This is a genomic window from Streptomyces sp. NPDC014889, assembly GCF_043081205.1.
In the GTDB taxonomy this organism is placed as follows: Bacteria; Actinomycetota; Actinomycetes; order Streptomycetales; family Streptomycetaceae; genus Streptomyces.
In genome coordinates this window covers 519,028-539,937 of sequence record NZ_JBIBWH010000002.1, presented here as the reverse complement: position 1 = coordinate 539,937, position 20,910 = coordinate 519,028, and the positions used below count along the sequence as shown (strand labels likewise).

Annotated in this window: 17 protein-coding genes and 1 pseudogene; 5 read left to right on the top strand and 13 right to left on the bottom strand. The window is 71.9% G+C overall.

The features are described 5' to 3' along the window. Window positions 1-77 precede the first annotated feature (77 nt). From ACF09J_RS05640 to bldG, 3 genes are all read right to left on the bottom strand, one after another. The gene (locus tag ACF09J_RS05640) at window positions 78-2,480 is read right to left on the bottom strand and encodes a sodium-translocating pyrophosphatase (protein ID WP_392304070.1); all 2,403 of its coding nucleotides are present in this window, start codon (window positions 2,478-2,480) and stop codon (window positions 78-80) included. A gap of 314 nt (window positions 2,481-2,794) precedes the next feature. Further along, window positions 2,795-3,226: an ATP-binding protein gene (locus ACF09J_RS05635; protein WP_392304069.1), complete on the bottom strand. Its 432-nt coding sequence runs from the start codon at window positions 3,224-3,226 to the stop codon at window positions 2,795-2,797. 105 nt (window positions 3,227-3,331) lie between these two features. After that, window positions 3,332-3,673, bottom strand: coding sequence for an anti-sigma factor antagonist BldG (gene bldG, locus ACF09J_RS05630; protein ID WP_009189842.1), 342 nt, complete (start codon window positions 3,671-3,673; stop codon window positions 3,332-3,334). Window positions 3,674-3,755: 82 nt separating this feature from the next. Between bldG and ACF09J_RS05625 the strand changes: the two genes are divergently transcribed. Further along, window positions 3,756-6,281 carry a DEAD/DEAH box helicase gene (locus tag ACF09J_RS05625; RefSeq protein ID WP_392304068.1) on the top strand — a complete coding sequence of 842 codons (2,526 nt, stop codon included), beginning with the start codon at window positions 3,756-3,758 and terminating at the stop codon, window positions 6,279-6,281. Between the two features lie 38 nt (window positions 6,282-6,319). Here ACF09J_RS05625 and ACF09J_RS05620 read toward each other — a convergent pair whose 3' ends face one another. The 8 genes from ACF09J_RS05620 to ACF09J_RS05585 form a co-directional block, all read right to left on the bottom strand. Then, entirely contained in the window at window positions 6,320-6,799 is a 480-nt protein-coding gene (locus ACF09J_RS05620; protein ID WP_392304067.1) for an Rv3654c family TadE-like protein, read from the bottom strand. Window positions 6,800-6,908: 109 nt separating this feature from the next. Beyond that, window positions 6,909-7,256 carry a TadE family type IV pilus minor pilin gene (locus tag ACF09J_RS05615; protein ID WP_392304066.1) on the bottom strand — a complete coding sequence of 116 codons (348 nt, stop codon included), beginning with the start codon at window positions 7,254-7,256 and terminating at the stop codon, window positions 6,909-6,911. A gap of 55 nt (window positions 7,257-7,311) precedes the next feature. Further along, the gene (locus ACF09J_RS05610) at window positions 7,312-7,503 is read right to left on the bottom strand and encodes a DUF4244 domain-containing protein (RefSeq protein ID WP_392304065.1); all 192 of its coding nucleotides are present in this window, start codon (window positions 7,501-7,503) and stop codon (window positions 7,312-7,314) included. 114 nt (window positions 7,504-7,617) lie between these two features. Continuing rightward, window positions 7,618-8,385, bottom strand: coding sequence for a type II secretion system F family protein (locus ACF09J_RS05605; RefSeq protein ID WP_392304064.1), 768 nt, complete (start codon window positions 8,383-8,385; stop codon window positions 7,618-7,620). Between the two features lie 29 nt (window positions 8,386-8,414). Next, the gene (locus ACF09J_RS05600) at window positions 8,415-9,305 is read right to left on the bottom strand and encodes a type II secretion system F family protein (RefSeq protein WP_392304063.1); all 891 of its coding nucleotides are present in this window, start codon (window positions 9,303-9,305) and stop codon (window positions 8,415-8,417) included. Further along, entirely contained in the window at window positions 9,298-10,473 is a 1,176-nt protein-coding gene (locus ACF09J_RS05595; RefSeq protein WP_392304181.1) for a TadA family conjugal transfer-associated ATPase, read from the bottom strand. Before ACF09J_RS05595 ends, ACF09J_RS05600 begins: the two co-directional genes overlap by 8 nt. Window positions 10,474-10,547: 74 nt before the next feature. Continuing rightward, a complete protein-coding gene (ssd, locus tag ACF09J_RS05590; RefSeq protein WP_392304062.1) occupies window positions 10,548-11,651 on the bottom strand; it encodes a septum site-determining protein Ssd in 1,104 nt (367 codons plus the stop codon). Window positions 11,652-11,665: 14 nt separating this feature from the next. Next, window positions 11,666-11,905 carry a hypothetical protein gene (locus ACF09J_RS05585; RefSeq protein WP_392304061.1) on the bottom strand — a complete coding sequence of 80 codons (240 nt, stop codon included), beginning with the start codon at window positions 11,903-11,905 and terminating at the stop codon, window positions 11,666-11,668. 334 nt (window positions 11,906-12,239) lie between these two features. On the opposite strand from ACF09J_RS05585, the gene ACF09J_RS05580 reads away from it, so the two are divergent. After that, window positions 12,240-13,073, top strand: a complete 834-nt coding sequence (locus ACF09J_RS05580) for an HAD family hydrolase (protein ID WP_392304060.1) — start codon at window positions 12,240-12,242, stop codon at window positions 13,071-13,073. 370 nt (window positions 13,074-13,443) lie between these two features. Here the strand turns inward: ACF09J_RS05580 and ACF09J_RS05575 are convergent, their stop codons facing one another. Beyond that, window positions 13,444-14,307 carry an oxidoreductase gene (locus tag ACF09J_RS05575; RefSeq protein ID WP_392304059.1) on the bottom strand — a complete coding sequence of 288 codons (864 nt, stop codon included), beginning with the start codon at window positions 14,305-14,307 and terminating at the stop codon, window positions 13,444-13,446. Between the two features lie 100 nt (window positions 14,308-14,407). Between ACF09J_RS05575 and ACF09J_RS05570 the strand changes: the two genes are divergently transcribed. After that, the gene (locus ACF09J_RS05570; protein ID WP_392304058.1) at window positions 14,408-15,388 is read left to right on the top strand and encodes an ATP-binding protein; all 981 of its coding nucleotides are present in this window, start codon (window positions 14,408-14,410) and stop codon (window positions 15,386-15,388) included. A gap of 41 nt (window positions 15,389-15,429) precedes the next feature. On the opposite strand, the gene ACF09J_RS05565 is transcribed toward ACF09J_RS05570, so the two are convergent. Then, window positions 15,430-16,689, bottom strand: coding sequence for a hypothetical protein (locus tag ACF09J_RS05565; RefSeq protein ID WP_392304057.1), 1,260 nt, complete (start codon window positions 16,687-16,689; stop codon window positions 15,430-15,432). 303 nt (window positions 16,690-16,992) lie between these two features. Here ACF09J_RS05565 and ACF09J_RS05560 point away from each other — a divergent pair. Both ACF09J_RS05560 and acs read left to right on the top strand, forming a co-directional pair. After that, window positions 16,993-18,540, top strand: a pseudogene (locus tag ACF09J_RS05560) (SulP family inorganic anion transporter); the annotation flags it as partial. Window positions 18,541-18,784: 244 nt separating this feature from the next. Beyond that, window positions 18,785-20,749 carry an acetate--CoA ligase gene (gene acs, locus ACF09J_RS05555; protein WP_392304056.1) on the top strand — a complete coding sequence of 655 codons (1,965 nt, stop codon included), beginning with the start codon at window positions 18,785-18,787 and terminating at the stop codon, window positions 20,747-20,749. Window positions 20,750-20,910 lie beyond the last annotated feature (161 nt).

Genomic DNA, 20,910 nt, shown 5'->3' with positions numbered 1-20,910 from the left:
TCCGCACACACGGCGGGCGGGCGACGCGTCGTACGCGCCGCCCGCCCGTCTCCTGAGCCGGCCCGGAATGAGACCGTCTACGAAACCACCGCGGCATCGGCTGACTTGGACACCGGTTCGGCGTTGTCGTCCCCCACGGCGATGCCGCGCCGCTTGGAGATGTAGACCGCGCCGACGATCACGGCCAGCGACAGGACCGCGACCACGATCCGCACGCCGAGACTCTTGTCGCTGCCGTAGGAGAACTTGATGACCGCGGGCGCGATGAGCAGCGACACCAGGTTCATCACCTTCAGCAGCGGGTTGATCGCGGGGCCGGCGGTGTCCTTGAAGGGATCGCCCACCGTGTCCCCGATCACCGTGGCCTCGTGGGCCTCGCTGCCCTTGCCGCCGTGGTGGCCGTCCTCGACCAGCTTCTTGGCGTTGTCCCAGGCGCCACCGGAGTTGGCGAGGAACACCGCCATCAGCGTGCCCGTGCCGATCGCGCCCGCGAGATAGGCGCCGAGCGCACCGACACCGAGCGTGAAGCCGATGAAGATGGGCGCCATCACGGCGAGCAGCCCGGGTGTGGCGAGCTCCCGCAGGGCGTCCTTGGTGCAGATGTCGACGACCTTGCCGTACTCCGGCTTCTCGCTGAAGTCCATGATCCCGGGCTTCTCACGGAACTGCCGGCGCACCTCGAACACCACCGCACCCGCCGACCGCGACACCGCGTTGATCGCCAGCCCCGAGAAGAGGAAGACGACCGCCGCGCCGGCGATGAGGCCGACCAGGTTGTTGGGCTGCGAGATGTCCATGATCAGGGTCATCGGCGCGCCCGAGCCGCTCAGCTTCTCCCCGACGTCACGCGCGCCCGTGGTGATGGCGTCCCGGTACGACCCGAAGAGCGCCGAGGCCGCGAGGACGGCGGTGGCGATGGCGATGCCCTTGGTGATGGCCTTGGTGGTGTTGCCCACCGCGTCGAGGTTGGTGAGCACCTGGGCGCCCGCGCCCTCGACGTCGCCGGACATCTCGGCGATGCCCTGGGCGTTGTCGGAGACCGGGCCGAAGGTGTCCATGGCGACGATCACGCCGACCGTGGTGAGCAGTCCGGTGCCCGCCAGCGCCACCGCGAACAGCGCCAGCATGATCGACGTACCGCCGAGCAGGAAGGCCCCGTACACGCTGAGGCCGATCAGCAGGGCGGTGTAGACCGCCGACTCCAGGCCGACGGAGACACCGGCGAGGACGACGGTGGCCGGACCGGTGAGCGAGGTCTTGCCGATGTCTCTGACCGGCCGCCGGGTGGTCTCGGTGAAGTAGCCGGTGAGCTGCTGGATCACCGCGGCCAGCAGGATGCCGATGCCGACCGCGACCAGGGCGAGGATCCGCGGGTCGCCGGCCTTGCCCCTGATCGCCGCGTCGGTGACGCCGGTGAGACCGGAGTACGACGACGGCAGGTAGAGGAAGACGGCGGCCGCGACCAGGGCGAGTGAGATCACCGCGGAGATGAAGAAGCCGCGGTTGATCGCGCTCATGCCACTGCGGTCGGCGCGGCGGGGTGCCACCGCGAAGATCCCGATCATGGCGGTGATCACGCCGATGGCCGGCACCAGCAGCGGGAAGGCGAGTCCGTCGTTGCCGAAGGCCGCCTTGCCCAGGATGAGCGCGGCGACCAGCGTGACGGCGTACGACTCGAAGAGGTCGGCCGCCATGCCCGCGCAGTCGCCGACGTTGTCGCCCACGTTGTCGGCGATGGTCGCGGCATTGCGCGGATCGTCCTCCGGAATGCCCTGCTCGACCTTGCCGACCAGGTCGGCGCCGACGTCGGCGGCCTTGGTGAAGATGCCGCCGCCCACTCGCATGAACATCGCGATCAGCGCGGCGCCGAGGCCGAAGCCTTCCAGCACCTTCGGCGCGTCGGCCGCGTACACCAGCACCACACAGGAGGCGCCGAGCAGGCCGAGCCCCACCGTGAACATGCCGACCACACCGCCGGTGCGAAAAGCGATCTTCATGGCCTTGTGCGAGACGGCGGTGAGATCCTTTTCCGGCTCGCCCGGGGAAGGGGTCGCTTCCCGGGCCGCCGCGGCGACACGGACATTGCTGCGCACGGCGAGCCACATGCCGATATAGCCGGTGGCCGCCGAGAAGGCGGCTCCGATCAGGAAGAACACCGATCGTCCGGCGCGCTGATTCCAGTCGTCCGCAGGCAGCAGCATGAGCAGGAAGAAAACGATCACGGCGAATACGCCGAGCGTGCGCAGCTGGCGGCCCAGATAGGCGTTGGCGCCTTCCTGGACCGCTTCCGCGATCTTCTTCATGCTGTTGGTGCCCTCGCCCGCTGCCAGCACCTGGCGCACCAGGATGCCCGCGACCACGAGCGCGGCCAGCGCGACGGCCCCGATGACCGCCACGATGATCCGATTGTCGTGGGTCAACACTGCAGCTGCGAAGGTTGTGGGGTGACCCAACTGATGAGGGGTAGAAAGCCCCGCCATTCGTCCTCCTTGACGCTTGGGCTGAGCTCAAGATGTGGACGGATTGTAGGTAGCGGAACCTGATCAAAACAGAGCGCGGCAAACCGAATTGCCCTTCACCTGCTCTTCAGCAAATGATCGACGTCACGCCACGGAACCCGAAAGAGGTAATGGTTCAAAACCATTGACCCGCGATCAATGCTTGATCAAATGATCTGCCGACAGGTCGTGAATTCATTCACGAATTCAAATGTACCTGGTGGAGGCGGTCGCGCAACAAGAAGGGCCCTGCGAAGCAGGGCCCTCATGTGGTTGCGCCGAACGAGTGAGGCGCGTCAGGGAAGCGTCGCGACCGGCGGCGTGGTCGGCCAGGTCATCTTGATCAGCCCGCCATGCTCCCCTGCCGAAACCTTCACGTCGTCGACGAGGCCGCTGATGACCGCGAGGCCCATCTCGTCCTCCTCGGCCTCCGCCTCGTCCACCGCGCCCGGGGCCTCCCCGGCGTGGAACGGCGCGTGGCGGGCCTCGTCGCCGACCTCGATGGAGAACTGCTTCTCCTCCTCGGTCAGCATCACCTTCACCGGTGCCGAGATCCCGCCGTTGCGATGCAGCCCGACAGCCCGTGTACAGGCCTCGCCGACGGCGAGTCTGACCTCGTCGAGGACGGCCTCGTCCACTCCGGCCCTGCGCGCCACCGCTGCCGCCACCAGACGGGCGGTCCTGACGTGCTCGGGCAGCGCGCTGAAGCGGAGTTCGACGGTGGCCATGCATCCCCCTTGAAGCTACGGGCGTGCTGTCGGAGGGCCGGGCCGCCGAAATGCCCGGCCCCCGCTTGGACTCTTCCGCCCCGGTCACCGGCCCGGGGCCGGCGGTCAGTCGGTGGCTGCCACCGCTTCGTCCACCGAGGTGTGGATCGGGAACACCTTGGTGAGACCGGTGATACGGAAGATCTTGAGAATGCGCTCCTGGTTGCACACCAGGCGCAGCGAGCCCTCATGGGCACGCACTCGCTTCAGGCCACCGACCAGTACGCCGAGCCCGGTGGAGTCGAGGAAGTCCACGCCCTCCATGTCGACGACGAGGTGGAAATTCCCGTCGTTCACCAGCTCGACCAGCTGCTCGCGCAGCTTGGGCGCGGTATATACGTCGATTTCGCCACCGACCTCGACGACCGTACGATCGCCGACGGTACGGGTCGACAGGGACAGGTCCACGGATCCTCCAGCACCTTGCTATCGAGCGGTCGCCCCTCAGGACACCTCGGCTTGAAGCCCCCGGGACGGTTCGCCAGCCGCGATGGCATTCAATCACTTACCGGCAGGCGTGCACGACGCCTTGGTCCCATTGTCCTGCACGCCGGTGACAGACTCGGTGCCGATGGCCAAGAATCACCGACCCGATCGAACCCCGGCCGCCCCCGCCACCCGCCTGGCGCCGGGCACGGTCCTCGACCGGCTCGCCGCGGGGCAGAGCCGGGCTGCGCGCATCACTCATACGGAGCACTTGCCCCCGCGCGCGGGGCGCCATGCCGTCTGGCCCGACCGGATTCGGCCAGAGGTGATCTCGGCGGTCCAGGCGTGCGGAATCGAGCACCCCTGGGCACACCAGGCGCGCGCCGCGGAACACGCCCTGGACGGCGACTCCGTCGTCGTCGCCACCGGCACCGCGTCCGGCAAGTCGCTGGCCTACCTCGTCCCGGTGCTCTCGACGCTGCTGGACGGTTCCGAGGCGGCCAACGGCCGCGGCGCCACCGCCCTGTACCTGGCTCCCACCAAGGCCCTCGCGGCCGATCAGTGCCGCGCGGTGAAGGAACTCGCCCGGCCGCTGGGCAAGGCCGTACGCCCCGCGGTGTACGACGGCGACACCCCGCCCGAGGAACGCGAGTGGATCCGCCAGTACGCCAACCACGTCCTGACCAACCCGGACATGCTGCACCGCGGGATCCTGCCCTCGCACCCGCGCTGGAGCTCCTTCCTGCGGGCCCTGAAGTACGTCGTCATCGACGAGTGCCACACCTACCGCGGCGTCTTCGGCTCCCATGTCGCCCAGGTCCTGCGCCGACTGCGCCGGCTGTGCGCCCGCTACGGCGCCTCTCCGGTCTTCCTGCTGGCCTCGGCGACCGCCGCGGAGCCCGCGGTGGCCGCCCGCCGCCTCACCGGCGTGCCCGTGGTGGAGGTGGCCGACGACGCCTCGCCCCGCGGTGAACTGGTGTTCGCCCTCTGGGAACCCCCGCTGACCGAGCTGAGGGGCGAGCGCGGCGCACCCGTCCGGCGCACCGCCACCGCCGAGACGGCCGACCTGCTGACCGACCTCGCCCTCCAGGGTGTCCGCTCGGTCGCCTTCGTACGGTCCCGGCGCGGCGCCGAGCTGATCTCGGTGATCGCACAGGAGCGGCTGGCCGAGGTCGACCGGCCGCTGTCCCGGCGTGTCGCGGCCTACCGGGGCGGCTACCTGCCCGAGGAACGCCGCGCCCTGGAACGCGCCCTGCACTCCGGCGAGCTCCTGGGCCTGGCCGCCACGACCGCCCTGGAACTGGGCGTGGACGTGTCCGGCCTGGACGCCGTGCTGATCGCCGGATACCCGGGCACCCGCGCCTCCCTGTGGCAGCAGGCGGGCCGCGCGGGGCGCTCCGGTCAGGGCGCCCTGGCGGTGCTGGTCGCCCGCGACGACCCGCTGGACACCTTCCTCGTCCACCACCCCGAGGCCCTGTTCGACCAGCCGGTCGAGTCCACGGTCCTCGACCCCGACAACCCCTACGTCCTGGCCCCTCACCTGTGCGCGGCCGCAGCCGAGCTGCCGCTCACCGAGGAGGACACCGAACTCTTCGGCCCGGCCTGCGCGGAGCTGCTGCCGCAGTTGGAGGCCGCGAAGCTGCTGCGCCGCCGGACGAAGGCCTGGCACTGGACCCGCCGGGAGCGGGCCGCGGACCTCACCGACATCCGCGGCGAGGGCGGACGGCCGGTGCAGATCGTCGAGTCCGGCACCGGCCGGCTGCTCGGCACGGTCGACGCGGGCGCCGCGCACACGACGGTCCACGAGGGAGCGGTCCATCTGCACCAGGGCCGTACGTACCTGGTGCGCTCCCTCGACCTGGACGACTCGGTCGCCCTGGTCGAGGAGGCCGTCCCGCCGTACACGACGGTCGCCCGCGACACGACGGCGATCTCCGTCCTGGAGACGGACGTCGAGGTGCCCTGGGGCGACGGCCGCCTGTGCTACGGCTCCGTCGAGGTCACCAACCAGGTGGTCTCCTTCCTGCGCCGACGTGTCATCACCGGTGAAGTGCTCGGCGAGACGAAACTCGACCTCCCTCCTCGTACGCTGCGCACCCGCGCGGTGTGGTGGACGGTCACCGAGGACCAGCTCGACGAGGCCCGCGTCAACCCCGAGATCCTCGGTGGCGCCCTGCACGCCGCGGAGCACGCGTCGATCGGCATGCTGCCCCTGTTCGCCACCTGCGACCGCTGGGACATCGGCGGCGTGTCCGTCCCGCTGCACCCCGACACGCTGCTGCCCACGGTCTTCGTCTACGACGGCCATCCGGGCGGCGCGGGCTTCGCCGAGCGCGCCTTCCACACCGCGCGCGCCTGGCTCTCCGCCACCCGCGAGGCCATCGCCTCCTGCGAGTGCGACTCCGGCTGTCCCTCCTGCATCCAGTCCCCCAAGTGCGGCAACGGCAACGACCCGCTGCACAAGAGAGGCGCCGTACGTCTGCTGACGGTGCTGCTGAGGGCGGCCCCGGAGGAGGAGGCCGCGCGGGAGGCGGAGGTGGCGGCTCAGATCGGGGCAGAGGCGGAGGCTCAGCCGGAGGTGGGGGCTTAGCCCAGGTGGGTGAGAGGTGGCGGTGGCCGTGGGCCCGGCTATGGAGCAGCCGTGGGCCCGGCTCCACCGGCTATGGAGCCCCCAGGGGCCGTGGACAGCGTCGTGGGCCCTCCCGGCTCCACCGACGCCGCTGTGGGCGCCCGGGGCCCCGCAGGGGCGTCCCAGGGCCCCGGGCGGGTGTCCGCGGGGGCAACCGGTCCCACCGGGGCGTCCTCCGGGATCGCCGGCCCCGCTCTCGCCCTGACCTCCGCGGTGAAGGGTCCCCGTGCGACCGCCGCCGTGACGTCCGATGTGTCGCCCACGATCGTGCACCGGACGAGCCGGGTGCCCTGTGCCCGGGCCACCTTCTCCGCCCGGTCACAGGAGGCGGTGCCGCCCTCGGCCCAGTGGCCCGCCGCCGCCAGCGCCGCGAGGTCGGCGGCCCCGGCCGCGCGGTGCCGGTCGACCACCGCCTCCCCCAGGGCCAGACCGATGCCGAACACCACACAGAGCACGGCGATCGCACCGACACTCCACACGGTGGCGGAACCGCGGTCCCGCGGACGACGCCCACGACACCCGCCGCCAACGCACCGGCAGAAGCCGCGGAGGGCCGGAATGCGGTGCCTCATGTCCCCGTCCTCCGCCTCATGTCCCCGCTCCCCGCTGGGCGTGCGTCCCGACCATGTCCTCCGCCTCCGCCACGGCTTCCTCCCTCAGCCGGAAGGGCAGCACGCCCAGCCCCGGCGGGTCGGCCACGACGACCACGTGCACATGGTCTCCCCGGCGGGTCACCGTGACCTCGGCCCCGTGTGGTGCCACGTCCCGGGCCACTCGGGTGACCGCGCCCTCGGGGTCCTGGCGGGTGGCGGCCCGGGCCCCTGCCCGAGCCGCGTCCACGCACTGGATCTGCGCGAGCACCACCAGCAGGACCCAGACCAGCGTCGTCACCACGAGCACCAGCACGGGCAGGACCATGGCGGCCTCCGCCGTCACGAACCCCGCGTCGGCGCCCGCCCGTTCGGCCCGGCGTACCCGCGCCCGTGCCCGTTCACATCCGCGCACTGAGCGCTCGCTTCACGATGTTCTGCAACTCCGTCTTGACCTGGCCGCTCGTCACCACCTCGTAGAGCAGCACGGCGAACGCCACCGCCGCGATGATCCCCATCGCGTACTCGGACGTCACCATTCCCGCATCCCGGCTCGCCAGGGCACGCAGCCGTGCCCGTACCTTTCCGTACATATCAAACCCCGTAATTCCTTGGCCTGTTGGTTCTCTGTGGGTTCTCTATCGGTTCTCTGTCGGTTGCCTGTCGGTTGTCGGCTCGCTGCTCCCGCGACCGTTCCGCCACTGCCCTCAGCCACCACCTCCTCTCAGCAGTCCGCCCGCGAGGCCGATCAGCACGGGCAGCACGCCCACCGCGACGAAGGCGGGCAGGAAGCACAGCCCCACCGGCGCGGTGACCAGCACGGCCGCCCGGCGTGCCCTGGCCGTCGCGGTGCGCGCCCGGTCGGCGCGGACGTCGGCCGCGAGCCGGCCGGCCGGACCGGCGGCGGGAAGGCCCGACTCGTCGGCCCGCTCCAGCAGCCGCGCCAGGGCCGCGGCCCCTGGTATCGAGGCGAGTCCGCGCCAGGCGTCGGCCGGCTGTCCGCCGAGCCGGACCTGGGCGGCGCCCCGGGCCAGTGCGTCCCCGACGGGGCCGCCCAACGCCTCCCCGACGGCCTGGGCGGCGATCACGGGGCCGGCGCCGGCCGCGATGCAGGCCGCCAGCAGGTCGGCCGCGAGCGGGAGTTGACGGGCGGCCTCGGCCGCGTCGGACTCCGCTTCGGGACGGCTCGCCGTCCGCCGCCGCCACTGCCGCATCCCGGCCGCCCCCGCCAGCCCGAGCACGAGTCCGGTGAGCCCGCCGACCAGCACCCAACCGGCCCCGGCCACGCCCACCGCCGGCAGCCACTGCCGCAGGTCTCCCGCCGCACGGAGCCGTGAGCGCGAGCGCCATGCCTCCCGTGCCGTCCGCTCCGGCCCCAGCAGCGCGACCGTCCGCCGCCGCGCTCTCCGCTCCCGGCCCATCGCCTCCAGCCATCTCACCGTCAGCCACAGGAGCGCCGCCGCTCCCACGGCCATCCCCAACCTGTGGACAACGCCGCCCGCGCTCACATCGCCTCCGCCGCTCGCACGATCCGCAGGGCCCACCACAGACCCGCGCCCTCCAGCACTCCGCCGATGACCAGGCAGCCCAGGCCCGCTCCGGTGTGCAGCAGCACCCGCAAGGGGTCGGCCCCCATGGCCGTGCCCAGCAGGAGTCCGAGGCCCGGCAGGCCGGCGAGCATGACGGCCGTGGCCCAGGCCCCCGACAACTGGGCCCGCAGGTCGGCACGTTGGTCACGCTCAGCCCGCAGCGCCCCTTCGAGCCGGTCAAGCCCGGCCGCCAGGCCCGCGCCCTGGTCCACGGCCACCCGCCAGCAGGCCGCGAGGCCGCGCAGGCCCTCGGCGCCCGGCTGCCGGGCCGCTCCGGCGAGCGCGGCGGCCACGTCCCCGCCGAACCGGGCCGCCGCCAGCACCGCCGCCTGCGCGTCGCCGAGCCCGCCCGAGTCCCGCGCGGCGCACAGCAGCGCCTCGCCCGGCTGCCGTCCGGCCCGTACCTCTCCGGCGAGGGCCCCGCACAGGGCGATCACCGCGTCCGCCCGCAGCTCCTGCCGTCGGCGTGCCGCCCGGGCGAGCCGGGTCCGCCGCAGCAGCGGCACCCCGACCGCCCCCGCGACGGCCGGCAGCACCGAGGCGCCCAGCACGGCGAGCACCAGCCCGGCGGCCGGCGCCCACCACTCGGCGCGCAACCTCCCCCGGATCCGGGCCAGTCCGGGAAGGACCCGGCCGGAGGGCGGCTGTCCCATGCCCTCCGGGCCACCGCCGGCAAGCAGCACCCGCGCCCGCCGTGCCGCGGAGTGCCACCCGCCCACCAGCCATGCGCCCAGCAGCCACACGGCCGTCCCGGCGCACACCGCGCCCGCGGCCACCCGGACCGGGCCCGGCAACCCCTCATCCATCGCGGCCCTCGCCCCCTCTCCCGCTCTCCCTCCGGAGCAGCCCCCGCAGCCGCTCCCATCCCGGTTCCGCCACGAACGCCTCCGCGCCCCAGCGCAGCGCCGGCACGGTCCGCACCAGTCCCGACGCGTCCCGCTCCAGCACCCGCACCTCCGCGATCCGCCGCCGCCCGGAGCGGTCCCGCACGAGGTGGAGCACCACCGACAGGGCGGCCGCCAACTGGCTGTGCAGCGCTGCCCGGTCGAGCCCGGCGGCGGTGCCCAGCGCCTCCAGGCGGGCGGGGACGTCCGCCGCGGCGTTGGCGTGCACCGTGCCGCAGCCGCCTTCATGGCCGGTGTTGAGGGCGGCCAGCAGATGGACCACCTCGCCGCCGCGCACCTCGCCCACGACCAGCCGGTCCGGCCGCATCCTCAGTGCCTGCCGCACCAGGTCCTCAAGGGTGACCAGGCCCGCGCCCTCCTGGTTGGCGGGTCTGGTCTCCAGGCGGACGACGTGCGGATGGTCGGGGCGCAACTCCGCTGAGTCCTCGGCGAGGACGATCCGCTCGCCGGGCCCGGCCAGCCCGAGCAGCGCGCTGAGCAGCGTGGTCTTGCCGGTTCCGGTCCCTCCGCTGATGAGGAAGGACAGCCGGGCCTCGATCAGCGCCCGCAGCACGCGGTCCCCGCCGGGCGGCACCGTGCCCGCCGCGACCAGTTCCTCCAGCGTGAACGCGCGCGGCCGTACGACCCGCAGGGACAGGCAGGTGCAGCCGACGGCGACGGGAGGCAGCACCGCGTGCAGCCGGGTGCCGTCGGGCAGCCGGGCGTCGACCCACGGCCGGGCGTCGTCCAGCCGGCGGCCGGCCACGGCGGCCAGGCGCTGCGCGAGACGCCGTACGGCGGCCGCGTCGGAGAAGGCGACGGCGGCCCGCTCCAGTCCGCCGCCCCGGTCCACCCACACCCGGTCCGGGGCCGACACGAGGACGTCGGTCACCGACGGATCCGCCAGCAGTGGCTCCAGCGGACCGCTGCCGATCAGCTCGGACCGCAACTGCTCGGCCGCGCCGAGCACTTCGGCGTCCCCGAGGACCCGGCCCTGGTCGCGCAGGGCCTGCGCGACCCGTGCGGGCGTCGGCTCGGCGCCGCTCTCGGCGAGCCACTGCCGTACGCCGTCCAGCAACTCAGCGGGCATTCGGGACCCGTTGACGGGCGCGGGCTCGCGCGGCGCGTCCCCCGACGCCGTCCGCAGGTGTTCGGCGACCGTCCTCATGCGGCCGCCGCCTCGATCAGGGCCCGCTCCCAGAAGGCGGTGCAGAATCGGGCGAGCGGTCCGCGCGCCACCGCGCCGGGCGGGGTCCTGCCCTCGCCCGGGCGCCGCAGCGCCGACTCCACGGGCACCTCGCCCGCCAGCGGCAGACCGAGCAGACGGGCCACCTCACGGTCATCGAGCCCGGGCGCGTACGGCCCACGGACCGCCACCCGCAGATCGCGCAGGACCATGCCGACCGCGGACGCCACCCGTGCCGCGGCCGCCACGGCGCGCAGTTCGGCTGGGACCACGAGCAGTCCGAGGTCGATCTGGGCGAGGGCCTCGGCGACCCCTTCGTCGACGCGGCGGGGCAGATCGACCACGACGGCGCCGCCGCGCCGTCGCGCGGCGGCCAGCACCGCCCGGACGGCCTGCGGCGGAACGGCCACGCAGTCGCCGCGGTCCCAGCTCAGCACGCGCAGCGAGTGGAGTTCCGGCAGCGACTCCTCCAGGGCGCCGCCGCCGACTCTCCCGCGCGAGGCGGCGAACGCCGGCCAGCGCAGCCCCTGGGCCGTTTCCCCGCCCAGCAGGACGTCGAGGCCGCCGCCCAGGGGATCGGCGTCCACGAGCAGGGTCCGCAGGCCCTCCCGGGCGGAGGTGACGGCAAGCGCGCAGGCCAGCGTGGACGCGCCGGCTCCGCCGCGGCCGCCGATGACGCCCACGGTGAGCGCGGGACGGCCGACACCCTCGGCGACGTCGGCGATGCGGTCGACCAGCCACTGCTCGCCGTCGGGCAGCACCAGCACATGGTCGGCGCCGATCTCGATGGCGCGCCGCCAGATCCCGGAGTCGTCCTGGTCGCGGCCGACCAGCACCACTCCGCGCCGGCGGGCGGCCCCGCGCACGCGCCTGGCGGCGTCGTCTCCGACCAGCACCAGCGGCGCCGCCTCCCAGCCGCCTCTGCGCTCGGGCAGGCCGTGATGGACCTCGGGCGTGGCGCCGGCCGCCGCGCACAGGCGCAGCAGGTCGTCGAGGAGTCCGGCGTCCTCGGTGACGATCAGTGGTCTGCCCTGAAGCCCTCCGGCCTCGGGCGGTGGATCGTGTGTGACGGTTCCGGCCACGGGTCGAACCCCCTTCACTGCTTCTTGCGCGCGGCCGGCGCGGCCCCGCGAATCCCGAACACGAGAAGAACCGGCGATCGGCCTTCCTTTGAGCGGCCGATACGGAACCGGCCGCACGCGCCCTGACAATCGGAACCGGCCAAGAACTCGCCGGGAGCGGTGCGCGTCGGAATCACGGTGCAGTGATCCGGAAAATCGTGTGGATCTTGGTCAAAAACTGTGGACGACTCGATGGCTGTGAATATCGCCGTCACCCATACCGGTGACCCCTGTACTGGTTCCCGTGCGACTTCCACAGAGCAGCGCCACGACTACCCAGCGTGACAGATCATGAAGAGGGCCCACAGCCCACGCGGTGCGGCCGATGCGGCCCGGCAACCACGGACAGAAAGGGAGAAACCCACCCGGACATGCGACGACCCCCGCCGGGGGGGAGAGCGGGGGTCGTCTCCACGGCCGACTCGGGGGGGGGGGGGAGGAGTCGGACCGGGTTGGCACGGTCGCGAACGATCCGTGACTTCCATGGTGTACCCGAGAGCCTTCTCAGGCAAACCCACACGCCCACCTTACGCCGAATGGGCTGCCCCTATGCTCAGGGGCGTGGAAAACCACTCCTTGCCCCGCACGGCGGCCTTCTTCGATCTGGACAAGACGGTCATTGCGAAGTCGAGCACGCTCACCTTCAGCAAGTCGTTCTACCAAGGCGGACTGATCAACCGCCGGGCCGTGTTGCGAACGGCGTACGCCCAGTTCGTCTTCCTCGCCGGCGGCGCCGACCACGACCAGATGGAGCGCATGCGCGAGTACCTGTCCGCACTGTGCCGCGGCTGGAACGTGCGGCTGGTCAAGGAGATCGTCGCCGAGACGCTGCACGACCTGATCGACCCGATCATCTACGACGAGGCCGCGTCCCTCATCGAGGAGCACCACACGGCCGGCCGCGACGTGGTCATCGTGTCCACGTCGGGTGCGGAGGTGGTCGAGCCGATCGGCGAACTGCTGGGCGCGGACCGCGTGGTGGCCACGCGGATGGTGGTGGGGGAGGACGGCTGCTTCACCGGCGAGGTGGAGTACTACGCCTACGGCCCGACGAAGGCGGAGGCGGTCCGCGAACTGGCCGAGTCCGAGGGGTACGACCTCAGCCGCTGCTACGCCTACAGCGACTCGGTGACCGACCTGCCGATGCTGGAGTCGGTCGGGCATCCGCACGCCGTGAACCCCGACCGGGCGCTGCGCCGGGAGGCTGTCGCACGGGCGTGGCCGGTTCTCGACTTCCACCGGCCGGTGCGGCTCAAGCAGCGGCTGCCCGCCTTCTCCGTACCGCCGCGTCCGGCCCTGGTCGCGATGGCGGCCATAGGCGCGGCAGCGGCCACGGCAGGGCTCGTCTGGTACACGAACCGGCGCCGGAACTCGGTCGCCTGACCCACCCGCCCGGCCCCGGAAAAACCGGCGCGGCACCCGTTCGCCCGATCAGCCCCTGTTTGAACCTGAAAGTAAAGAAGTGCAGCCGGGGGTTCCGCTTGTACCCCGCTTGCAGTACAAAGGATTCGACGGCCCGCGAGACCGAAGGACATCCGCAAGGATCACCTTTAACAGCGCTATTGGCCCACGGACCGAGCATGAACACCGGGCACCCACGCGACGTCGACCCGTCGATTACGGGCCAGCCGCACCAGGTGACGGGCAAAGATCCCGACCTGATGGGCGACATATCGAGGACGCTTGGTAACTCGGTGCTCATGCCAGCGGCGGTACGAGTTCTCGTACCGCCGCAACCCTGTTTCCGGGTCCCTCACGCCGCCCCGCGCTGGAGCGCCTCGCACACCGCCGTGGACTCGCGCGCCCCCAGCCCCACCGCCCTGGCGCAGTGGGCGATCCAGGCGGCCATGCCCTCCGGGGTGCCGGAGACATAGCCGTCGAGGGCGGCCAGGTAGGCCGCGCGGCCCAGTTCGGCGTGGCCGACCTCGGCGGGGCAGACCGACTTGGGGTCGAGACCGCTGCCGACCAGGACGATGCGCCCGGCCGCGCGGGCGATCAGCCCGTTGTGGGAGACGAAGGGCCGCAGGGCCAGAAGTTCGCCGTGCACCACGGCCGCCGTCACCAGGGCGGGCGCGGAGCTGCCGGCGATGATCAGCTCGGACAGGCCCTCCAGGCGCCCGGAGACCTCGTCGGCGCCCGGCAGCGGCAGTTCGATCAGCGGCTCGCCGACGTCCTCGCCCGCCTGGCGCGGCCGTCCGACCGCGCCTTCCTGACTCGCGGCGGCCACCAGATGCAGCCGGGCCAGGACCCGCAGGGGCGACTGCCGCCAGATGGACAGCAGTTGGCCGGCCTCGGCGGTCAGCCTCAGGGCGGCGCCCACCACCCGCGCCTCGTCGTCGCCGCTGAAGTCGGAGCGGCGGCGCACCTCCTCCAAGGCCCAGTCGGCGCCGGACAGCGCCGCGGAGCCGCGCGCACCACGCAGCGCCGCCTCAGAGGTGACCTCGTTGCTCCGGCGCCGCATGACCCGGTGCCCGTACACCCGGTCCACGGCCTTGCGTACGGACTCCACGGACTCGGCCACACCGGGCAGCGCACCCAGGGCCGCAAGGGGGTCCTGCCTGTTCGAGCTCGTTCGAGAGCTCGGCGGGGGCTCGGCGGTCGCGCCTGTCGTACTCATGAGTAAGACCCTACGGGCCGGAGCGCTCCGCCCCACGAATGAGTGGTCTTCTTCACGCCCCTCTCCACGCTCAGCGATCGGTTCGCTACGCTTCGTGAACATGAAAATTGCTTTCGTCGGGAAGGGCGGCAGCGGCAAGACCACCCTGTCCTCCCTCTTCATCCGGCACCTCGCGGCCACCGGCGCGCCCGTCGTCGCGATCGACGCCGACATCAACCAGCACCTGGGGGCCGCGCTCGGCCTGGAGGAGGCGCGGTCCGCCGCGCTGCCGGCCATGGGCGACCGGCTGCCGCTGATCAAGGACTATCTGCGCGGCACCAACCCGCGCATCACCTCCGCCGAGACGATGATCAAGACGACCCCGCCGGGCGAGGGCTCGCGCCTGCTGCGCCTGTGCGAGGACAACCCGCTCTACGACGCCTGCGCTCACCCGGTGGAACTCGACGGCGCGGCCGTGCGTTTGATGGTCACCGGCCCCTTCACGAGCGCCGACCTGGGGGTCGCCTGCTACCACTCCAAGACCGGCGCGGTGGAACTGTTCCTGAACCACCTGGTGGACAGCCGCGACGAGTACGCCGTGGTCGACATGACGGCGGGCTCGGACTCCTTCGCCTCCGGCATGTTCACCCGCTTCGACATCACGTTCCTCGTGGCCGAGCCGACCCGGAAGGGGGTCTCCGTCTACCGCCAGTACAAGGAGTACGCCCGTGACTACGGTGTCGTGCTGCGCGTCGTCGGCAACAAGGTGCAGGGCCAGGACGACCTCGACTTCCTGCGCGCCGAGGTCGGGGACGACCTGCTCGTGACCGTCGGGCACTCGGACTGGGTGCGCGCCATGGAGAAGGGCCGGCCACCCCGGTTCGAGTTCCTGGAGGACGCCAACCGCCGCGCCCTGCGGATGCTCCAGGTCGCCGCCGACGCCACGTACGAGCTGCGTGACTGGGACCGCTACACCCGCCAGATGGTGCACTTCCACCTGAAGAACGCCGCCTCCTGGGGGAACGAGCGGACCGGGGCCGACCTCGCGGCCCAGATCGACCCCGGCTTCGTCCTCGGCGAGGGTGTCACCGCCCCGGCGTGAGTCCTGCGACGGCGTAAGCCCCGCCACGGGCTGAATCCTCGCTACGGCTTGGGCGCGCCGGGAACGCCCTTGGGTGCCGGGGCCGGGCGGGGCGAGAGGAAGGACGCCCAGCCCTGCTTCGGCGCCTCGCCGACCTCGAGGGTCCGCAGCTTGTCGAGCGTGCGCGGGTCCTGGGCGTCCAGCCAGTCGGCCAGCTGATGGAAGGAGACACAGCGCACGTCGGGCTTGTTGCACACCTCCTTCACGACGTCCTCGACGGCACGCATGTAAATGCCGCCGTTCCAGGACTCGAAGTGGTTGCCGATCACCAGCGGGGCGCGATTGCCCTCGTAGGCCCGTTGGAAGCCTTTGAGCAGGCCGTCACGCATCTGGTTGCCCCAGTAGCCGAACTTGGCGGGGTCCCCCTGGGTCCGCGTGCCGGACTGGTTGACCATGAAGTTGTAGTCCATGGTCAGTTGCTCGAAGGTGTGACCCGGGAAGGGCACGAGCTGCATCGACAGGTCCCACAGGCCGTCCCTCTTCTTGGGCCACACCTGGTTGTTGACCCCGCTGCTGTCGTAACGGAAGCCCAGCCGGCTCGCCGCCTTGACGAAGTTCTTCTGGCCCTCCAGGCACGGGGTACGGCCGCCGATGAGTTCCTTGTCGTAGTCGAAGGGCAGCGAAGCGGCATTCTTCATGCCGGTGTTGGTCTTCCAGGTCTTCACGAACTGCTTGGCCTGGGAGATCTCGCTCTTCCACTCGTCGACCGACCACTTTCCGACCCCGCCCTCGGGGCCGCAGAAGTGACCGTTGAAGTGGGTGCCGATCTCATTGCCCTCCAGCCACGCCAGACGCGCCTGCTTGACCGTGTCGGCGATGCCCTGCGCGTCGTTGAAGCCGATGTCGGAACTGCCCGGGGCGTGCTGCGGCGGCCGGTAGAGGTCCCGCTTCTCCCGCGGGAGCAGGTACACGCCGCTGAGGAAGAAGGTCATGGTCGCGTTGTTGGCCTTGGCGACCCGACGGAAGTGGGAGAAGAGTTTCTGACTGTCCTCCCCCGCCCCGTCCCAGGAGAAGACGACGAACTGCGGCGGCCTCTCACCGGCCTTGAGCCGTTCCGGCCTGGGCAGATGCGGCTGAGCTCCGGTGTACGCGGTGGACCCGTCGCCGATCAGGCGGACGACACTCCCGGGTAGTTGCGGGCCCTTCTGGGCGCCGGGCGCGCCCTTTTTGACTACCTCGGGGCCGCTCGCGCAAGCGGCGAGCGACGAGGCACAGACCGCGGCGACGGCAATGCCCACGGCGATCCTCTGGGTGGCGGCCATGTTCCGCCCACCTTCTTCCTTCTCTCGTCCAACGCCGAGACGGCGTGTGCTGGTGATGTGCCGGACGGGCCGACAGCGCCGTCAAGATCGCACGGACCGGAGAAGGAATTAGTATGACAAGCCGATGAAAAGCCCACTTCACTCAACGAGGTGATTTGCTGCCCCATTAGAGCAGACAATCTAGGCATGCGCTTTACGTGGCATTACGATTGCTTTACCAAGCGTTGAATCCGCTGTTTCCCTCCGAGTCCCTTTGATTCAGCCGGAGTTCAGCGCCCGTGCCACCCCGAGGAGACGGTGAACATGCCGGCCTGCGTCCCCGACCACACCGCGAAGTCCGCCCGCACCGAGCGCGCCCACCCGCCCCACAGCCCGCCCCGGCACCCACGCCGCCTCCGCCTCGCCGGCGCCGACGTGTCGGCCTCCGTCGCGGTCTTCCTGATCGCCCTGCCCCTCTCCCTCGGTATCGCCCTGGCCACCGGCGCCCCGCTGCGGGCCGGCCTCGTGGCCGCCGCCGTGGGCGGACTCGTCGCCGGACGGCTCGGCGGCTCACCGCTCCAGGTCAGCGGCCCCGCCGCCGGCCTCACGGTCGTCACCGCCGACCTCATCCACCGTTATGGATGGCGTACGACCTGCGCGGTCACCGTTCTCGCCGGTCTCGCCCAACTCGCCCTCGGCTGCCTGCGCGTGGCCCGCGGCGCACTCGCCGTCAGCCCCGCGGTCGTGCACGGCATACTCGCCGGGATCGGGATGACCATCGCCGTCGCCCAGGTCCACATCGTCCTCGGCGGCAGCCCGCAGAGCTCCGTGCTCGACAACCTCCGTGCCCTGCCTGCCCAGTTGGCCGGCCTCGACCCGGCGGCCCTCGCGGTGAGCGCGCTGACCCTGGCGGTGCTGCTGTCCTGGCCGCGCATCCCCGGCCGGGCGGGCCGCCTGCTGGGCAGGGTGCCCGCCGCGCTCGTCGCCGTCGCCGCGGCCACCGCCGTCGCCTCCCTCACCGGGCTGGTGCTGCCGAAAGTCGATCTGCCGTCCTGGCGCAGCCACGCCCTGGCCGGGCTGCCCCAGGGGCCGGTTCTCGGGCTCGTCGCCGCGGTGCTCGGCACGACGCTGGTGTGCAGCGTGCAGTCGCTGCTCGGCGCGGTCGCCGTGGACAAGCTGGTCGCGGGCCGCGCCGGACCGGCCGCCCGCGTCGGCCGCTCGGACCTGGACCGGGAACTGCTCGGCCAGGGCGCCGCCAACGTCGTCTCCGGCGCGCTCGGCGGCCTGCCGGTCGCCGGGGTGGCCGTGCGCAGCACGGCGAATGTGCGCGCGGGCGCCATGAGCCGGAACTCCACGATGCTGCACGGCGTTCTCGTAGTGATCGCCGCGCTGCTGATGGTCCCGGTGCTGGAGTTCGTCCCGCTCGCCTCGCTCGCCGCCCTGGTGATGGCCGTCGGCCTCCAGATGGTCTCCCCGCACCACATCCGCACGGTGTCGCGCCACCAGGAGGTGCCGGTGTACGCCGCCACCGCCCTCGGCGTGGTGGTCCTCGGCATTCTGCAGGGCGTGGCCCTCGGCATCGCCGCGGCCGTCGCCGTCGCCCTGCGCCGCCTCGCCCGCACCCGCATCACGCACGAGGAGCGGGAAGGAGTCCATCACGTACAGGTGCGAGGGCAGTTGACGTTCCTCGCGGTGCCGCAACTCAGCCGGGCCCTGCATCGCGTGCCCCCGGGAGCCGCCGCGGTCGTCAGGCTCGACGGCTCGTTCATGGATCACGCGGCGTACGAGTCCCTGCGGGACTGGCAGCGGACGCACACCGCGCAGGGCGGCTCGGTCGAACTCACCGGCCGTCGTCCCGGGGTCCGCGTCGCCGGCCTGGACCCCTTCACCCGCGCCGAAGCGGCGGAGACTGCGCAGGCGACACCCCTTTCCCTTACGGTCAGTGACAGTCCGAGTGCGTTGAGTAAGAAAGGAGTCCAGGAGTGAACCTCAGGGGACGGTCGTGCGTGACCCGTGAATGAGCGGATGTCAGGATGGGAGGGGTTGACCGACACCCTGGGGCCCTCGGAGAATCGGGCGCCTTGAATGGTCTAAACCACTGGGACGGTGTGCGACGATGGCAGACAACGAGCGTTCTTCACTCTCCAACCTCCTGAAGGAGGAGCGACGCTTCGCGCCGCCCGCCGACCTGGCCGCGAACGCCAACGTCACGGCGGACGCGTACGAGCAGGCCAAGGCCGACCGGCTCGGCTTCTGGGCGGAGCAGGCCCGCCGGCTGACCTGGTCCGTGGAGCCGACCGAGACGCTCGACTGGTCGAACCCGCCGTTCGCCAAGTGGTTCAAGGACGGCACGCTCAACGTGGCGTACAACTGCGTCGACCGGCATGTCGAGGCCGGACACGGCGACCGGGTCGCGATCCACTTCGAGGGCGAGCCCGGCGACCACCGCGCCATCACCTACGCCGAGCTCAAGGACGAGGTGTCCAAGGCCGCGAACGCCCTGCTCGAACTGGGCGTCCGGAAGGGCGACCGGGTCGCGATCTACATGCCGATGATCCCGGAGACCGCGGTCGCGATGCTGGCCTGCGCCAGGATCGGTGCCACGCACTCGGTGGTCTTCGGCGGCTTCTCCGCGGACGCGCTCGCCACCCGCATCCAGGACGCCGACGCCCGTGTCGTGATCACCGCCGACGGCGGTTACCGGCGCGGCAAGCCGTCCGCGCTCAAGCCGGCCGTCGACGAGGCGGTCGGACGCGTGGACAACGTCGACCATGTGGTCGTGGTCCGCCGCACCGGCCAGGAGGTCGCCTGGACCGAGGGCCGGGACCTGTGGTGGCACGAGATCGTCGACCGCCAGCCGGCCGAGCACACCCCGGAGGCGTTCGAGGCGGAACACCCGCTGTTCATCCTGTACACCTCCGGCACCACGGGGAAGCCGAAGGGCATCCTGCACACCTCCGGCGGCTACCTCACGCAGGTCGCGTACACGCACTGGGCGGTCTTCGACCTCAAGCCGGAGACCGACGTGTTCTGGTGCACCGCCGACGTCGGCTGGGTCACCGGCCACTCGTACATCGTGTACGGGCCGCTGGCCAACGGCGCGACGCAGGTGATGTACGAGGGCACGCCGGACACCCCGCACCAGGGCCGCTTCTGGGAGGTCGTGCAGAAGTACGGCGTGACGATCCTCTACACGGCGCCGACCGCGATCCGTACGTTCATGAAGTGGGGCGACGACATCCCCGCGAAGTTCGACCTGTCCTCCCTGCGCATCCTCGGCTCGGTCGGCGAGCCGATCAACCCGGAGGCGTGGATCTGGTACCGCAAGAACATCGGCGGCGACCGCACTCCGGTCGTCGACACCTGGTGGCAGACGGAGACCGGCGGCATCATGATCTCCCCGCTGCCCGGGGTGACCGACGCCAAGCCCGGCTCGGCCCAGCGGGCGCTGCCCGGCATCTCCGCCACCGTGGTCGACGACGAGGCGAACGAGGTGCCCCACGGCGGCGGTGGCTACCTGGTGCTCACCGAGCCGTGGCCGTCGATGCTGCGCACCATCTGGGGCGACGACCAGCGGTTCATCGACACCTACTGGTCGCGGTTCGAGGGCCGGTACTTCGCCGGTGACGGTGCCAAGAAGGACGACGACGGCGACATCTGGCTGCTCGGCCGCGTGGACGACGTGATGCTCGTGTCCGGGCACAACATCTCCACCACCGAGGTCGAGTCCGCGCTCGTCTCCCACCCGTCGGTCGCCGAGGCGGCCGTGGTCGGCGCGGCGGACGAGACCACCGGACAGGCGATCGTCGCGTTCGTGATCCTGCGCGGCGCGATCACGGAGACCGAGACCCTGGTCGGCGAGCTGCGCGACCACGTCGGCTCGACGCTCGGCCCGATCGCCAAGCCCAAGCGGATCCTGCCGGTGGCGGAGCTGCCGAAGACCCGCTCCGGGAAGATCATGCGGCGCCTGCTGCGTGACGTGGCGGAGAACCGGCAGCTCGGAGACGTCACGACGCTGACCGACTCCACCGTCATGGACCTCATCCAGGCCAAGCTCCCCGCGTCGCCCAGCGAGGACTGAGCCAGGGCCGCCCGGAATCCGGGCGGGACTCATCACGGCGTCAAGGGGCACCCGGCGGGACAACCGCCGGGTGCCCCTTCCGCACCCCGGGAGAACGCCCGGTCCGCTCAGCCGGCCTTTGGGTAAGGTGGGCGGGAGGACGCAACAGAAGAGACCCTCAG

What these genes read in the sequence shown, in the direction of transcription:
- ACF09J_RS05600 (WP_392304063.1), bottom strand. Translation starts at nt 9,305, where the DNA reads ATGGATGAGGGGTTGCCGGGCCCGGTCCGGGTGGCCGCGGGCGCGGTG.
- acs (WP_392304056.1), top strand. Translation starts at nt 18,785, where the DNA reads ATGGCAGACAACGAGCGTTCTTCACTCTCCAACCTCCTGAAGGAGGAG.
- ACF09J_RS05595 (WP_392304181.1), bottom strand. Translation starts at nt 10,473, where the DNA reads ATGCCCGCTGAGTTGCTGGACGGCGTACGGCAGTGGCTCGCCGAGAGC.
- ACF09J_RS05605 (WP_392304064.1), bottom strand. Translation starts at nt 8,385, where the DNA reads ATGGCCGTGGGAGCGGCGGCGCTCCTGTGGCTGACGGTGAGATGGCTG.
- ACF09J_RS05635 (WP_392304069.1), bottom strand. Translation starts at nt 3,226, where the DNA reads ATGGCCACCGTCGAACTCCGCTTCAGCGCGCTGCCCGAGCACGTCAGG.
- ACF09J_RS05570 (WP_392304058.1), top strand. Translation starts at nt 14,408, where the DNA reads ATGAAAATTGCTTTCGTCGGGAAGGGCGGCAGCGGCAAGACCACCCTG.
- ACF09J_RS05610 (WP_392304065.1), bottom strand. Translation starts at nt 7,503, where the DNA reads ATGTACGGAAAGGTACGGGCACGGCTGCGTGCCCTGGCGAGCCGGGAT.
- ACF09J_RS05580 (WP_392304060.1), top strand. Translation starts at nt 12,240, where the DNA reads ATGCTCAGGGGCGTGGAAAACCACTCCTTGCCCCGCACGGCGGCCTTC.
- ACF09J_RS05625 (WP_392304068.1), top strand. Translation starts at nt 3,756, where the DNA reads ATGGCATTCAATCACTTACCGGCAGGCGTGCACGACGCCTTGGTCCCA.
- ACF09J_RS05640 (WP_392304070.1), bottom strand. Translation starts at nt 2,480, where the DNA reads ATGGCGGGGCTTTCTACCCCTCATCAGTTGGGTCACCCCACAACCTTC.
- ACF09J_RS05565 (WP_392304057.1), bottom strand. Translation starts at nt 16,689, where the DNA reads ATGGCCGCCACCCAGAGGATCGCCGTGGGCATTGCCGTCGCCGCGGTC.
- ACF09J_RS05575 (WP_392304059.1), bottom strand. Translation starts at nt 14,307, where the DNA reads ATGAGTACGACAGGCGCGACCGCCGAGCCCCCGCCGAGCTCTCGAACG.